Origin of the sequence: Pseudoalteromonas sp. Ld19 (genome assembly GCF_045064135.1) — a bacterium.
GTDB classification, from domain to species: Bacteria; Pseudomonadota; Gammaproteobacteria; order Enterobacterales; family Alteromonadaceae; genus Pseudoalteromonas; species Pseudoalteromonas aliena.
Genome location: NZ_JBISHA010000022.1, coordinates 100,490 through 114,207, shown reverse-complemented (window position 1 = coordinate 114,207; position 13,718 = coordinate 100,490). Strand labels below are relative to the sequence as shown.

The following is a 13,718-nucleotide window of genomic DNA, read 5'->3' as shown; positions in this document are numbered from 1 at the left end:
CTTATTGGGTAGCTAGATAATGTCGAATTGCAGTTAAAAAGGCACCGCCGTATTTATTTAATTTGGTAAATCCAACCCCCGATACCTTCAAAAATTCGCTATCGTTTGTAGGCATAAGCTGCGCCATTTCGGCTAATGTTTTATCGTTAAATACAACATAAGGTGGAACATCATCGGCATCAGCAAGCTCTTTACGCAACGCTCTTAAACGGGCGAATAGTTTTTTATCGTAGTTAAACTGTGCGAGTTTATCTTGGTAAACGTGCTTAGCCTGCAGGCGAGGCTCAGCGAGTTGCAGTGCATATTCGCTTTTTAAAATAGCGCGAGCTGCTTCTGTTAAACGAAGTGATGCACCTTGCGTTATATCTTGGCTAAGCAAGCCTTGATGAATTAGTTGACGTAAAATACTGAGCCAAAACTCACTGCTTTTATCCCTACCTATGCCATAGGTACTTAGCTCGTGATGGTTGTTATCGCGTATACGGCTAGTATTTGCGCCGCGTAGTAGTTCAACAATATAACCAAGACCAAAGCGTTGATCGGCTCTATATACACAGGATAGGGCTTGTTGGGCTACCAACGTACCATCAAAGCTTTTTGGCGGATTTAAGCAAATATCGCAGTTACCACAAGGTTCGCGTTGGTATTCACTAAAGTAATTGAGCAAAATCTGGCGACGACATGTTTGTGCTTCAGCAAAACTTGCCATTGCATTGAAGCGCTGCTCTTCTACGCGACGACGTTGTTCGTCGTCTATATCTTCAAAAAAACGCCTAACACGGCCAATGTCGGCCGGATCAAAGTACATAATAGCCTCTGCAGCAAGGCCATCTCGCCCAGCACGTCCAGTCTCTTGATAATACGACTCTATACTTTTTGGAATATCGTAATGCAACACAAAACGTACGTTAGGTTTATTAATACCCATACCAAAGGCAACGGTTGCCACCACAATTTGAATATCGTCACGGGCAAAGCCAGTTTGTACAAATTGGCGTTGCTCGTTACTCATACCAGCGTGATAGGCGGCGGCATTTAGCCCTGCATCGGCCAGCTTTTCAGCAATATCATCTACACGTTTTCGGCTAGTGCAATAAATAATTCCGCTTTGGCTTTTTTGTTCTTTTAAGTAGCGCAGCAGTTGCACCATAGGTTTAAATTTTTCTTCTATGGTGTAACGAATATTAGGGCGATCAAAGCTGCCAGTGTGAATATACGGCTGTTGTAACTTTAATTGTGCAACAATATCGAAACGGGTGGCTTTATCTGCTGTGGCAGTGAGCGCCATCATGGGTACATGTGCAAAACGCTGTTTTAGTTCGTTTAAACGAAAGTAGTGTGGTCTGAAATCGTGGCCCCAATGTGATACACAATGGGCTTCATCTATAGCAAACAAACTTACATTTAAATGTGATAAACGCTCTAAAAAATCGCGCTGCAATACTTTTTCAGGTGCTACGTATAAGAGTTTAATTAACCCCTGATGAAGTTGTTGATACACCAACTGCTGCTCTTCACGTGCTAAGCTGTTATTAACGTACGCAGCTTTTACACCAAGTGCTTGTAGTTGAGTGACCTGATCTTGCATTAGTGATATGAGCGGAGATATAACAATGGTTACGCCTTCAAGCACTAAAGCCGGAATTTGATAACATACCGATTTACCACCGCCAGTAGGCAGTAATACAAGCGAATCTTGCCCATTTAGAGCCGCATCGATAACTGCTTTTTGACCATCACGAAATTCGCTGTAGCCAAACACTTGTTTGAGGACAGTTTCAGGTTTGCGCACTAGTGTGCTTGAAGATAGTGTTGATGTATTCATTGGCGGGTATTTTAGTGGTTTTTTAGTGAGATGTCTTTAGCTGAATTACTTAACCTTACCCCTATTGTAAGTAAATTTAACTCTGCTAGGGTCTGTTGATCTTTGTGGATTGAAATTTGTTCAGACTAGGGGCTATTTAATCGCGGCGCGAGGTTTGTAACCTAGTGGGCTCGGTAACTGCTCCTGCGTTACTCTAATGGCTTACATCCCTGTAAGAATAAGTAAAGACCGAGCAACAAAGAGTTAATCGCCCCTAGGAAGAACCCTTTGGGCAGCGCCTGTTTGTCATTAATGCTACGTTATCGCCCATTTATGGGGAATAACCACACTACATAGGCTCTGCCTTGCCTAAATACCAAACAGACTGCTGCAAATTTAACCTTGAAAGATCAACAGACCCTAGGGCGTGTTGATCTTTGTGGATTGAAATTTGTTCAATCTAGGGGCGATTAAATCGCGGCGCGAAGTTTGTAACCTAGCGGGCTAAGTAAAAACCGAGCAACAAAGAGTTAATCGTCCCTAAAAAGAACCCAAAGGGCAGCGCATGTTTGGTATTTATGCTGCGTTATCGCCTATTTATGGGGAATACCACACTACATAGGCTCTGCCTTGCCTAAAAACCAAACATACTGCTGCAAATTCACCCACCAAAGTTCAACACGCCCTAGTGTTGAAATAGCTTTTTAATATCAGGCTTATTTAAAATGATTAAAATGACTTAACGAGAGCCTCGTAGTTTTGCTTAAGTTATGCTTTACTCATCGTACCAGTTTAAACATAGAGAATAATAATGAATAAAGAAATGTTAATTGAACAAGTGGGCGCATTGTTTGTAAATGGCATGCCATTTAATCAGTTTTTAAATATCTCGGTTGAGTCACTTACTCCAGAGCAAGCAAAAATAAGTTTTCCTTGGCAAGACGTTTTTATAGGCAACCCAGCCCAAAAAATATTACACGGTGGTGTTATCTCTGCTGTGCTCGATAACGTTGGAGGCATGCTCGCTGCCGCCAGTGTAATTGATAAGCTCACTGATTTTGATATACAAAGCGTGCAACAAAAATTAGCAACGCTTGGCACCATCGATATGCGCACCGATTATTTACGCCCAGGTAAGGGGGAGGTATTTACTGCGAGCGCCACACTTATTCGTTCTGGTAACAAGGTGTGTGTATGTCGTATGGAATTACATAATGAACAAGCGATTCAAATTGCTTTTGGTACAGGCACGTATTTAGTTGGATAAAACAGCAATGGCAAGTAGACTAGCGACCTTTTAAATCACTAAGTGTTTATTATGTCGATTGATACTGAACAGCGTAAAGGTGCTATTTTTGCTTGTCTTGCTTTTTTTATGTGGGGTCTTGCGCCAATATATTTTAAGTTGCTTCAGCATGTTTCTGCGTTTGAAATTTTAATGCATCGAGTTGTTTGGTCGGTTGCATTTTTAGTATTAGTAGTGAGCGTTTTAAAATATTGGGATAAAGTTAAGCGCATTGTTGTGCAACCTAAGCTTTTGTTTATGCTTGTTATTACTTCTGCATTACTTGGGTTTAATTGGGGGTTATTTATATGGGCTATAAATAACAACCACATGCTTGATGCAAGTTTAGGCTATTACATTAATCCTCTTTTAAATGTTCTGTTGGGTATGCTTTTTTTAGGTGAGCGCCTGCGTAAATTTCAAGGTGTTGCTGTAGCGCTTGCGTTTACGGGGGTGTTATTGCAATTAATTAGTTTTGGCTCGTTTCCTGTGGTGGCTTTTTCGTTGGCGATATCGTTTGCACTTTATGGTTTGTTACGTAAAAAACTACCGGTTGAAGCCCTACCTGGCATATTGCTAGAAGCAATTATTTTGCTACCAGTCGCCCTCATTTACTGGTGGTTAATGGCACCTTCTGCTACATCAAACTTATCTGCAAACGATTGGTACACTGGTGTATTACTTATTAGTGCAGGTATAGTAACAACACTGCCGCTACTTTGCTTTACCGGCGCAGCAAAACGCTTGCAATATACTACCTTGGGCTTTTTCCAGTATATTGGGCCAAGCCTCATGTTTATTTTAGCTGTAGTGTTTTATGGTGAAGTATTTGATGCAGAACGTTTAATTACATTTGCATGTATTTGGAGCGCGTTAGCTATTTTTAGTTGGGATTCATATCATCAGTCACGCAAACGAAAAAAAGCGGCTATTACAGCCGCAGAAGTATAGTTAACTAATAGAGCTGTTAGCTAACTACTTTATTACGACCAGATTCTTTAGCGTCGTATAACTTTAAGTCGGCCTGTTTTAATAATTCATCGATTTGATAAACAGGTCCAATTGAAAAGCCAATAGAGAGCGTAAACTTAATTTTAGCTTTGCTAAACTCTTGGCTGTTTGTTTCGATAAAATACCTAAAGCCTTCTAATCTTTTAAGCGCTTCTTGCTTATCGGTGTCGGCAAAATAAACAGCAAACTCTTCGCCACCCAAGCGTGCCACTAAATATTTTTTAAAGTATTTGCTAAAACAAATAGATAAACCTTTTAACACTTCGTCGCCTGCGTCATGGCCATAGGTATCGTTGATTGCTTTAAAGTGATCAATATCCAGCATCGCCAATGCGCCATTACCTTCATCAAGTTTAATTTTTTTAAGGGATTTTTTTGCCTCTTCAAAAAAGTAACGACGGTTGGGTAATTTAGTAAGGTAGTCAGTATTCGCTTGTTTTTTTATAGTTGCTAAAAGCGTTAACATATCGACGTTTTGGCTAAGCCTGCAATAAAATTCTTCACTATTAAAAGGTTTATGTAAGTAATCATTTGCGCCATTTTTTAAAAACAGCGTCGATAAATCAGATGAATCAGCACCTGATATACCAATTATTGCTTTCTCATCGTTGTTATATAAACGGCGTATTTCGGTACATAACTCATCACCATTCATATTTGGCATTTCATTGTCAGTAATAATAACAGAAATATCAGGAGCAGCCTCAAGCATGGCAAGTGCTTCTTTTCCATCTTCAGCTTGTAATATTTGATATTTATGACGTGTCAGTAGGCTACAAATATAATGTCGTGTAGGTGCAGAGTCATCAACAACGAGCACTTTGATATCTTCGTTTCGAGGGAGTCTTAATAATTGTTTTTCGAGATACTGATAAGCTTGTTTATTCTCTTTAATGATGTAATCAATTATTGGGTATTTTTCTACTGTTTCACGGGTTTTTTTGTCAATATTACCCGTCATAACAATTGTTGGAATTTCGGCCTGTACAGTACAGGGTACTGCTTCACCTGACGGGGCGTCGGGTAAAATATAATCGACAACAGCACAAAAGTAGTTATTCTTACTTATAAGTTCTTTTGTTTGTGCCAATGACTCTGCTATATCAACCTCATACCCAGCCTTAAGCGCGATGTGCTTTTGCACACGCGCGATTGTTGGCGTATCTTCAACTATCAGTAATTTTCGCGTCACGTAACAACCTTGTTTATATTTTGCAAAATTATTTGCTTATATAAGTTGTAACTGTTAAAACGCAAAAAAGCAAATAACTTAGGTACTTACAGGCTATCAGATTCAGAGTAATAGTCTTGGCTAATAGGCACTGGGGTTGATATTTTTGAGCGGCCAAATAAGGTATGAAACTTCGTTTTACAAGTCGTTAGCTTTAAGTATTTAACCCAAGTACGCTCGATTGGATTAGTTGGTTCTTGTGAACCAGTTACCACGGCTAAAAACTGTTTTTGGTGTTCATTTTGCGGCTCAATTGTTTTGCTGTATAAGCCTTTTAAAACAACGCCGTGTTGCTCTAAGATGCTGGCTTCTAATAAGGTGAAGTTTCCGCTGCGGCTAAAGCCTCGTGGAAAATTCTGATCATCATAAAATTGACGTTGGCTAACAAATGCTTGGCGTAGTAATGAAATGTTATTGCTCATAGCTTTATCCTCATACCTTAGTAATTAGCTGGAGTATGATGCAAGTTTGGCAATTTATTAAACAAATTATTTTTATCGTGAGGATAAAAAATTGGATATCGATTTATTAAAAACATTTGTTGAAGTCGTGCGTACGCGCCACTTCGGTAAAGCGGCCGAAAACCTTTACATTACGCAGTCTGCAGTAAGTTTTAGAATTCGTCAATTAGAGCAAGGGCTTGGTGTTAATTTATTTATACGCCAGCGTAATAATATTCAACTCACAGCACCGGGTGAGCGTTTATTGCCGCATGCGCAAATGATTATTACGGGTATGCAACGTGCTAAAGTTGATGTTGCACTTGCTGATAACATGCACAAACAAATTAGCTTAGCTGGAACGCCTAATATTTGGGATGCATTCTTACAATTCGGTATTACTAACATTGTATCGGCCATGCCGGGTGTGTCGTTGGTCGCTGAAGTTAAAGCACAACAAGAAAGTACTCGTTTATTGCTAGAACGTACGCTCGATTTAGCTATTTTATTTGATCCCCCTAAAGTAGATGAACTAGTTGTTGAGCGTATTTGTGAACTGCCAATCATCCCCGTGAGCGGGTACGATACTGCAACTAACGAGAACTTCTTTGATAACCAATATGTGTATGTTGATTGGGGGACTACTTTTTCACTTTGGCATGCTCGTCAATTCACTGGTAAAACACCGCCTTACTTTAGAACTAGCACCGGGCGTATTGCACTTGACCTAATACTACAATGTGGTGGTAGTGCATTTATACCTCAAGTATTGGTTGAAGGGCATTTAGAAACCGGTGAGTTATTTCATGTAAAAGATGTAGAAAACACGTCAAGGGATGTATTTATTGCCTATCATAGAGATAATGAACAGAAAGAATTAATAGAAACCTTAGTTAGCTTGTTAACGCAAATGACGCCAAGCCTGTTGTTAAAATAGGTAAGTAGGTGCGGTCGTTTATTTGATTTTCATGTTGTTTTGGTTTCATATTTAATGCATTTTTATTAATTAAAAAAGACACTAATATTTCTATTGTAATATTAGTGTCATTTAGTGGTGACAAAATGCAGCTGTTTTAAAAAATTAGTCTTTTGTGATTATCCAAGGAAATAACATGAAATTTGTAAAATCGAGCTTATGCTTAGCACTATTAAGTGGTTTATCTTTTAATGCAATCGCGGATGTCGACGTGTACGGTAAAGCGAACGTAACGGTACAGTCATCTGATGATGGTGAAGGGTCTTTTACTGAGATTAAAAGTAATGCATCTCGTTTTGGCTTAAAGGGTTCTGAAAAAATAAATGACGGCTTAGAAGCTGTTTATAAGTTTGAATTTCAAGTTGATGTGTCTGATGCTGATTCAAAAGGCGATAATGACGATAACATTTCTGCGCGTAACCAATACGTTGGTTTAAAAGGTGCGTTCGGTCAAGTTGTAATTGGACGTAATGATACTGCACTTAAACAATCTCAAGGTAAGTTAGATTTATTTAATGACCTTGAAGGCGATATTAAAAATGTATTTAAAGGTGAAAATCGTTTAGGTGATTCAGTTAGCTATTCATCAAACTCATACGAAGGTTTTAAAGTACTTGCTACTTTTATTGCCGAAGATGACGTGGATGCAGATAATGGTTATTCAATGGCTGTTACTTACGGTGATGTTGCACTTAAAAAGAGTGCAGTATATGCATCTATTGCGGCTGATAGTGAAGTAAATGGCTACGATGTAGTACGTGCGTCAATTCAAGGTAAAATTGAAGGCTTTAAATTGGGCGCAATGTACCAAACACAAGAAAAAGTAGACGGTAGCGCAGAAGCTGATGGTTACTTAGTAAATGCGGCTTACAGCATGGGCAGCAATACTTTTAAAGTGCAATATCAAGCTATGGATTTTGACGACAGTAATGATAAGTCAGCAATCTCAGTGGGTATTGATCACAAATTAAATAAAAACATTAAAGTATTTGGTTTTTACTCAAGCTTCGATATGGATAACAATGTTGACCAAGACTACGTAGGCTTGGGTATGGAATACAAGTTTTAACGATTAGTTAAAACACTCCCTTTTTAACCGCATTCTTTAAGTGCGGTTTTTTTTGCTTTAAATTATTTACTTAGCCGCCCATAATAGACATTCATTTGGAATGAGGTGAGAGTCCTCGACTGTTCCCGCAACTGTAATTAGCGCAAAGCTTTAAGTCAGATACAAATGGTATAATACCAATTTTATTAAAAGCATGATCTTTCTAGCAAATTAAGTAACTTACTCACTGCGTTAAAAATTATTCATATAGAACAAGTATATGTCATAATTTTTACCTTGTTATTGTGCTATTTCTTTGTCGCTATAATAAATCACTAATTTAGTGCAATTGGTACGAATTCTTTTAACGAGCGGGTTTACTCATTTTTTCTTGTAGTGCATTAGTATTTTTATCGCATTTTTAGTGAGTTTAACCCCGTCTAGGACTGACTATTGCACACTCAAACGCCATTAAATACACCATTACTAAACGTTAAAAACCTATCATGGGATATTGGTAATAAAACGATCCTTAAAAAAATAAACCTTAAAATAACCACAGGTAAATTTGTTGGTTTGATTGGTCCCAATGGCGCAGGAAAATCGAGCTTATTGCGTTGTTTATATCGTTTTAATAAACCAACTGAAGGTGTTATAGAATTTAACAACACCGATATTTGGCAGCTAAAAAGTGATGAGTACGCAAAAAAAGTAGCGGTTGTTTTACAAGAAACCCCGTCGCAATTTAACTTAAGCGTATTTGACGTTATTACGCTTGGGCTAACGCCTCATAAATCGCTATTTAGCTCGGTAACTAACATTGATAAACAAAAAATTACCCAAGCTATCAACACTGTAGGGTTGGCAGATCATAGCGATCAAAGCTTTGAATCGCTCTCAGGTGGGGAAAAGCAACGTGCCTTGATAGCCCGCGCCATAGTCCAGCAACCTCAACTGTTAATAATGGACGAGCCTACCAGCCATTTGGATGTTAAATATCAAATACAGGTAATAGAGCTGGCTAAATCTTTGGGTGTTACGGTGTTTGCATCGTTTCACGATTTAAACTTAGCTTCTGCAATGTGCGATGAACTGGTCGTTATTAAAAATGGTGAAATTACGCATTCAGGCACGCCAAGTGAGGTATTAACCGAAAACATGCTAGGCGACGTTTTTGGTGTCTGCGCCCAAGTAAATAATCACCCACAGCTATCGCAATCTGGAAATAGTATCCCTCATATCACTTACTTTTATGGTTACGAATAATATGAGCGCTGTTGATACTCGCCACTCACTTGCGCTATTTATAAGTGCTGCAGCTGCTTTATTTAGCTTATTTGCAGCACTTAGTTTTGGCGCAGCAGAGATCTCATTGCAAGATGTACTTAATAGTTTTTTGCTCTCAAATGATGCCTCTTTTAATACGCGTATTATTTACGAGCTAAGAATGCCACGTACATTACTCGCCTTTTTAGCCGGCTCTGGTTTAGCCATTGCGGGGCTTATTTTACAAACGGTAACGCGCAATCCGTTAGCCGATCCTTACTTATTTGGAATATCGTCGGGTGCCTCTTTTGGGGTGGTGTTACTTATGGCGCTATCCGGCATTAGCGCAGGTTTTATGTTATCGGCAGCGGCATTGTTAGGTAGTTTACTCGCTATGAGTTTATTAATACTTATTGCAGGTAGGCAACAAAGTGCACAGGTAGAATCAATGTTATTAGCAGGCGTTGCTCTGTCGTTTTTATTTAGCGCGTTTACCAGCTTATTGCTTTATTGGAGCGATCCTCAGGCGGTAGCCGCTATTTTATTTTGGACACTGGGCAGCTTTGCGCGTGCGCAGTGGGCTACGCTTTGGTTGCCTTTATTGGTAATCGCATTATGTACATTTTTAATGCTGAGTTTTAGAAGGCAACTCAATGCCATGCTACTTGGCGATGAGAGTGCAATTACATTGGGTGTAAGAGTGCAGCGCTTTAGAATCCTCATGCTGGTTTTAAGTTCGCTAATTACCGCTGTGCTGGTGGCTATGTGTGGCGGCATAGGATTTGTAGGGTTAATGGTGCCACATATTGTGCGCTTTTTTATATCTCAAGGCTCCATAGCTGGATTACTGGTAACCAGCTTGGTGGGTGGTACATTTATGGTGTGGGTTGATGTACTTTCGCGTTCATTACTAAAAAACCAAGAGTTACCCGTCGGTGTTATTACAGCTGCTATTGGTAGCGTGTTCTTTTTAAGTTTGTTATTTTTTAGAAAATCAAAGGTGTAACTCCATGAAAACCTTAATGGTGCAAGGCACTACATCAGACGCAGGTAAAAGTACCTTAGTTGCAGCGCTTTGTAGAGTGTTTGCCAAGCGAGGGATAAATGTTGCGCCCTTTAAACCTCAAAATATGGCACTCAATAGCGCCGTAACTAAAGATGGCGGCGAAATTGGCCGCGCCCAAGCACTACAAGCAATAGCTGCAAAGGTGGAGCCCGAAATCGACTTTAACCCTATATTACTTAAGCCTAATAGCGACACCGGCGCACAAGTGATTATTCACGGAAAAGCGATAAGTAATATGGAAGCGGGTGCTTATCATAATTATAAAAAAGTGGCGATGGATGCGGTAATTACTTCACATAACCGCTTAGCGAAACGTTTTGATTTACTACTCGTTGAAGGGGCCGGCAGCCCTGCTGAAATAAACCTGCGTGAAAATGACATTGCTAATATGGGGTACGCCGAAGAGGTAGATTGCCCTGTTATTATTATTGCTGATATTGATAAAGGGGGTGTGTTTGCACACTTGGTGGGCACGCTTGCGTTGTTAAGCAAGTCAGAAAAAGCGCGTGTAAAAGGCTTTGTTATAAACCGCTTTAGAGGCGATATCAGTTTACTGCAAGGCGGGCTTGATTGGCTTGAAGACTATACAAATAAGCCCGTACTTGGTGTATTACCTTATTTACACGACTTAGCACTTGACGCAGAAGACGCTGTCGCAATTGATAATAACGTAACTAACGCCACAATTAATATTGCAGTGTTGCTCGTTCCACACATTAGTAATCACACCGATTTTGATGCACTGCGTTTGCACCCACATATTAATATAAATTATGTATGCCACACGCAAATTATCCCAGAAGTTGATCTGATCATTCTACCAGGCAGTAAAAACGTGCTAGGTGATTTAAATTTTTTGAAAAATGAAGGTTGGGACGCACAAATTAAGCGCCACTTACGCTATGGTGGCAAAGTACTTGGTATTTGTGGTGGCATGCAAATGCTGGGTAATACGCTCAACGATCCCGATGGTATTGAGTCGTCATTAAAACAAGTAAATGGACTTGCCCTATGTGACTTTGAAACCACGCTGACAACGCAAAAAGTATTAACTAAAATAACCGCTACACTGGTTTTAAATAACCAATCAACCCCCTGTAGTGGTTACGAAATACATGCAGGAATTAGCCAAGGTGCAGCGCTTCATAAGCCATTTTTAAGCTTTGATGAAAGTCACCCCCATGGTTTTGCGTTTGACGGTTTTATTAGCGATGATAACGCCATTGCAGGCACCTATCTACATGGCTTGTTTGATGAAGCCGATGCTACATCGCAAATTTTAAAGTGGGTAAAACCAAGCGCCTCAATTAATCCAATTAGTATTGTTGATCACCGTGAGCAGCAGTTAGAACAATTAGCAACCATGTGCGAAACGCATTTAAACATACAGCAAATTATCTCGATTTATGAAGGGCACAATAATGACTGAACAAAACAACGATAAGCACAAGCAGCGCCAACAAAAAGTAAAAGAACAAGTGGATGCACGTGTTGCCGCCGCACAAGATGTAAAAGGTATTTTTCAGGTAATTACCGGTAACGGTAAAGGTAAATCAACCTCGGGCTTTGGCGTTGTAGCACGCTGTGTGGGACATGGTAAAAAAGCGGCCGTTTGCCAATATATAAAAGGTACTTGGGAGTGCGGCGAGCGTAATTTATTACAAGGAGCAGGCGTTGAATTTGTTGTAATGAACACCGGTTTTACCTGGGATACGCAAAATAAAGAAGCCGATACTGCAGCCGCGCAGGCAACATGGCAAGAGTCAAAACGTATGCTTGCTGATAGCAGTATTGATTTAGTATTACTTGATGAGCTTACGTATATGGTGACCTATGGCTATGTAGATTTAGATGAAGTAGTAATGGCGCTGAACAACCGCCCGCCAATGCAGTCGGTTATTATTACAGGGCGTGCAGCACATCGTACTTTAACAGACCTTGCCGATACAGTAAGCGAAGTGCGTAATGTAAAACACGCATTCGACTCAGGTATAAAAGCGCTTGAAGGGTTTGATTACTAATGTTTAGAGCGTTTTTTATTGGGCTACTGTTTTTTAGCGTATCGAGTAATACATTTGCAGAGCAGGTAGAGGATTCTAAAAAGCTGCGAATAATTGCCCTTGCACCGCACATAGTCGAAAATCTATTTGCCATCGGGGCGGGCGATAATATCGTGGGTACAGTTGATTATGCTGATTACCCTGCTGAGGCCCAAAGTATTGAGCGCATTGGGGGTTATTACGGTATCTCCCTTGAAAAAGTATTGGCGCTTAAACCCGACTTAGTTATTGCGTGGAAAAGTGGAAATCAAAGCGAAGATTTAGCCCAAATAGAGCGCCTAGGTATAAAAGTATATTTGAGTAACCCAACCACAATCGACGCTGTTGCCGACGAGTTACTTACTTTTGGTGAATTTACAGGAAATATTGAGCAAAGCCAACAAGCCGCTAACGCATTTAAACAAAAGCTAAACGCGATTGTTAAAAGCCAGCAAGGTAAAAAAAATATAACTGGGTTTTATCAGTTATGGCCAGAACCTATGATGTCAGTAGGCAAAAATACATGGATCAGCCAGCTAATAGAAACATGCCATGTAAGTAATGTATTTGCACAGAGCGTTACAGATTATCCGCAAATTAGTATCGAAAATGTCATTGTTACCAAGCCACAAGTTATCATTATCCCTGATGAAAAATCAAAAACGCCACAACCCGTTGTTAATTGGCAAAAATGGCCAGAAGTACCAGCCGTTAAAAATGGTCAATTTATTAGCGTAAATGCCGACTTATTACATCGTTTTTCGCCGCGTATGCTAGATGGGCTGGCTGATATGTGTGATAAAATAGACGCATCACGTAAACAGATTAAGAGTATACAATGAGCGATTGGGCTAAATTTTTAGAAAGTGAATTGCAGCAACCTTACATGCAACAAACGTTAGAGTATGTGGCTAATCGCCGCAATGAAGGTGTTGCTGTTTATCCGCCTGAACCTCAAGTGTTTAGTGCTTTTGATGCCACAGCGCTTAATAACATCCGCGTTGTCATTTTAGGGCAAGACCCATACCACGGTGAAGGGCAAGCGCATGGTTTGTGTTTTTCGGTATTGCCTGATGTAAAAAAACTGCCGCCGTCGCTTAAAAATATGTATAAAGAGTTAGCTACCGACATTACTGGTTTTACTATTCCAGATCACGGGTTCCTGCAAAGTTGGGCAGATCAGGGCGTATTTTTACTCAATACCGTATTGACCGTTGAGCAAGGGCAAGCGCATTCTCACAAGCATTTAGGATGGGAGCAATTTACCGATAATGTAATTGCACATATTAATAAGTACTGCGAAGGTGTGGTATTTATTTTATGGGGTGCACATGCACAAAAAAAAGGTAAGGGTATAGACAGCGCTCGCCATCATGTTTTAAAAGGGCCGCATCCATCGCCGCTTTCGGCGCATAGAGGCTTTTTTGGCTGTAAGCATTTCTCACAAACGAATGAGTTACTACAAGTTCAAAGTGAAAAGCCAATTAACTGGCAAATCTAATTTCTTTCAAAGAGCTTAAATGGTTTAAAAACATTAAAAAAGGCTTCCATA

13 protein-coding genes and 1 riboswitch are annotated in these 13,718 nt (G+C 39.9%); of the genes, 10 read left to right on the top strand and 3 right to left on the bottom strand.

The window, feature by feature from the left end:
• Position 1 precedes the first annotated feature (1 nt).
• Positions 2-1,825: a DNA helicase RecQ gene (gene recQ, locus ACJJVZ_RS17395; protein WP_273049997.1), complete on the bottom strand. Its 1,824-nt coding sequence runs from the start codon at positions 1,823-1,825 to the stop codon at positions 2-4.
• 790 nt (positions 1,826-2,615) lie between these two features.
• Between recQ and ACJJVZ_RS17390 the strand changes: the two genes are divergently transcribed.
• Positions 2,616-3,071, top strand: coding sequence for a thioesterase family protein (locus ACJJVZ_RS17390; RefSeq protein WP_405602252.1), 456 nt, complete (start codon positions 2,616-2,618; stop codon positions 3,069-3,071).
• A gap of 51 nt (positions 3,072-3,122) precedes the next feature.
• Positions 3,123-4,040, top strand: a complete 918-nt coding sequence (rarD, locus tag ACJJVZ_RS17385) for an EamA family transporter RarD (RefSeq protein ID WP_405602250.1) — start codon at positions 3,123-3,125, stop codon at positions 4,038-4,040.
• A gap of 16 nt (positions 4,041-4,056) precedes the next feature.
• On the opposite strand, the gene ACJJVZ_RS17380 is transcribed toward rarD, so the two are convergent.
• Both ACJJVZ_RS17380 and ACJJVZ_RS17375 read right to left on the bottom strand, forming a co-directional pair.
• The gene (locus ACJJVZ_RS17380) at positions 4,057-5,292 is read right to left on the bottom strand and encodes a diguanylate cyclase (RefSeq protein WP_405602247.1); all 1,236 of its coding nucleotides are present in this window, start codon (positions 5,290-5,292) and stop codon (positions 4,057-4,059) included.
• An 86-nt stretch (positions 5,293-5,378) separates the two neighbouring features.
• Entirely contained in the window at positions 5,379-5,753 is a 375-nt protein-coding gene (locus tag ACJJVZ_RS17375) for a DUF413 domain-containing protein (RefSeq protein WP_077536982.1), read from the bottom strand.
• 91 nt (positions 5,754-5,844) lie between these two features.
• Here ACJJVZ_RS17375 and ACJJVZ_RS17370 point away from each other — a divergent pair, with 91 nt between their 5' ends.
• The 8 genes from ACJJVZ_RS17370 to ung all read left to right on the top strand — a co-directional run bounded on the left by ACJJVZ_RS17370 (position 5,845) and on the right by ung (position 13,667).
• On the top strand, positions 5,845-6,708 hold the full coding sequence (locus ACJJVZ_RS17370; RefSeq protein WP_077536983.1) for a LysR family transcriptional regulator: 864 nt from the start codon (positions 5,845-5,847) through the stop codon (positions 6,706-6,708).
• A 175-nt stretch (positions 6,709-6,883) separates the two neighbouring features.
• Entirely contained in the window at positions 6,884-7,816 is a 933-nt protein-coding gene (locus ACJJVZ_RS17365; protein WP_138583928.1) for a porin, read from the top strand.
• Between the two features lie 45 nt (positions 7,817-7,861).
• A riboswitch (cobalamin riboswitch) is annotated at positions 7,862-8,002 on the top strand.
• 246 nt (positions 8,003-8,248) lie between these two features.
• Positions 8,249-9,061, top strand: a complete 813-nt coding sequence (locus ACJJVZ_RS17360; RefSeq protein ID WP_405602242.1) for an ABC transporter ATP-binding protein — start codon at positions 8,249-8,251, stop codon at positions 9,059-9,061.
• Position 9,062: 1 nt separating this feature from the next.
• Positions 9,063-10,067 carry a FecCD family ABC transporter permease gene (locus ACJJVZ_RS17355; protein WP_405602239.1) on the top strand — a complete coding sequence of 335 codons (1,005 nt, stop codon included), beginning with the start codon at positions 9,063-9,065 and terminating at the stop codon, positions 10,065-10,067.
• 4 nt (positions 10,068-10,071) lie between these two features.
• The gene (locus tag ACJJVZ_RS17350) at positions 10,072-11,556 is read left to right on the top strand and encodes a cobyric acid synthase (protein ID WP_405602236.1); all 1,485 of its coding nucleotides are present in this window, start codon (positions 10,072-10,074) and stop codon (positions 11,554-11,556) included.
• Positions 11,549-12,148 carry a cob(I)yrinic acid a,c-diamide adenosyltransferase gene (cobO, locus tag ACJJVZ_RS17345; RefSeq protein ID WP_193154837.1) on the top strand — a complete coding sequence of 200 codons (600 nt, stop codon included), beginning with the start codon at positions 11,549-11,551 and terminating at the stop codon, positions 12,146-12,148. Before ACJJVZ_RS17350 ends, cobO begins: the two co-directional genes overlap by 8 nt.
• Complete coding sequence (locus ACJJVZ_RS17340) at positions 12,148-13,008, top strand: cobalamin-binding protein (RefSeq protein ID WP_405602233.1); 861 nt, start codon at positions 12,148-12,150, stop codon at positions 13,006-13,008. The genes cobO and ACJJVZ_RS17340 overlap by 1 nt, the downstream gene beginning before the upstream one ends.
• Positions 13,005-13,667, top strand: coding sequence for a uracil-DNA glycosylase (gene ung / locus ACJJVZ_RS17335; RefSeq protein ID WP_193154833.1), 663 nt, complete (start codon positions 13,005-13,007; stop codon positions 13,665-13,667). The genes ACJJVZ_RS17340 and ung overlap by 4 nt, the downstream gene beginning before the upstream one ends.
• Positions 13,668-13,718: the final 51 nt, after the last annotated feature.

Coding starts and splice junctions, on each gene's coding strand:
- recQ (WP_273049997.1), bottom strand. CDS start 1,825: ATGAATACATCAACACTATCTTCAAGCACACTAGTGCGCAAACCTGAA.
- ACJJVZ_RS17390 (WP_405602252.1), top strand. CDS start 2,616: ATGAATAAAGAAATGTTAATTGAACAAGTGGGCGCATTGTTTGTAAAT.
- rarD (WP_405602250.1), top strand. CDS start 3,123: ATGTCGATTGATACTGAACAGCGTAAAGGTGCTATTTTTGCTTGTCTT.
- ACJJVZ_RS17375 (WP_077536982.1), bottom strand. CDS start 5,753: ATGAGCAATAACATTTCATTACTACGCCAAGCATTTGTTAGCCAACGT.
- ACJJVZ_RS17365 (WP_138583928.1), top strand. CDS start 6,884: ATGAAATTTGTAAAATCGAGCTTATGCTTAGCACTATTAAGTGGTTTA.
- ACJJVZ_RS17355 (WP_405602239.1), top strand. CDS start 9,063: ATGAGCGCTGTTGATACTCGCCACTCACTTGCGCTATTTATAAGTGCT.
- ACJJVZ_RS17350 (WP_405602236.1), top strand. CDS start 10,072: ATGAAAACCTTAATGGTGCAAGGCACTACATCAGACGCAGGTAAAAGT.
- cobO (WP_193154837.1), top strand. CDS start 11,549: ATGACTGAACAAAACAACGATAAGCACAAGCAGCGCCAACAAAAAGTA.
- ACJJVZ_RS17340 (WP_405602233.1), top strand. CDS start 12,148: ATGTTTAGAGCGTTTTTTATTGGGCTACTGTTTTTTAGCGTATCGAGT.
- ung (WP_193154833.1), top strand. CDS start 13,005: ATGAGCGATTGGGCTAAATTTTTAGAAAGTGAATTGCAGCAACCTTAC.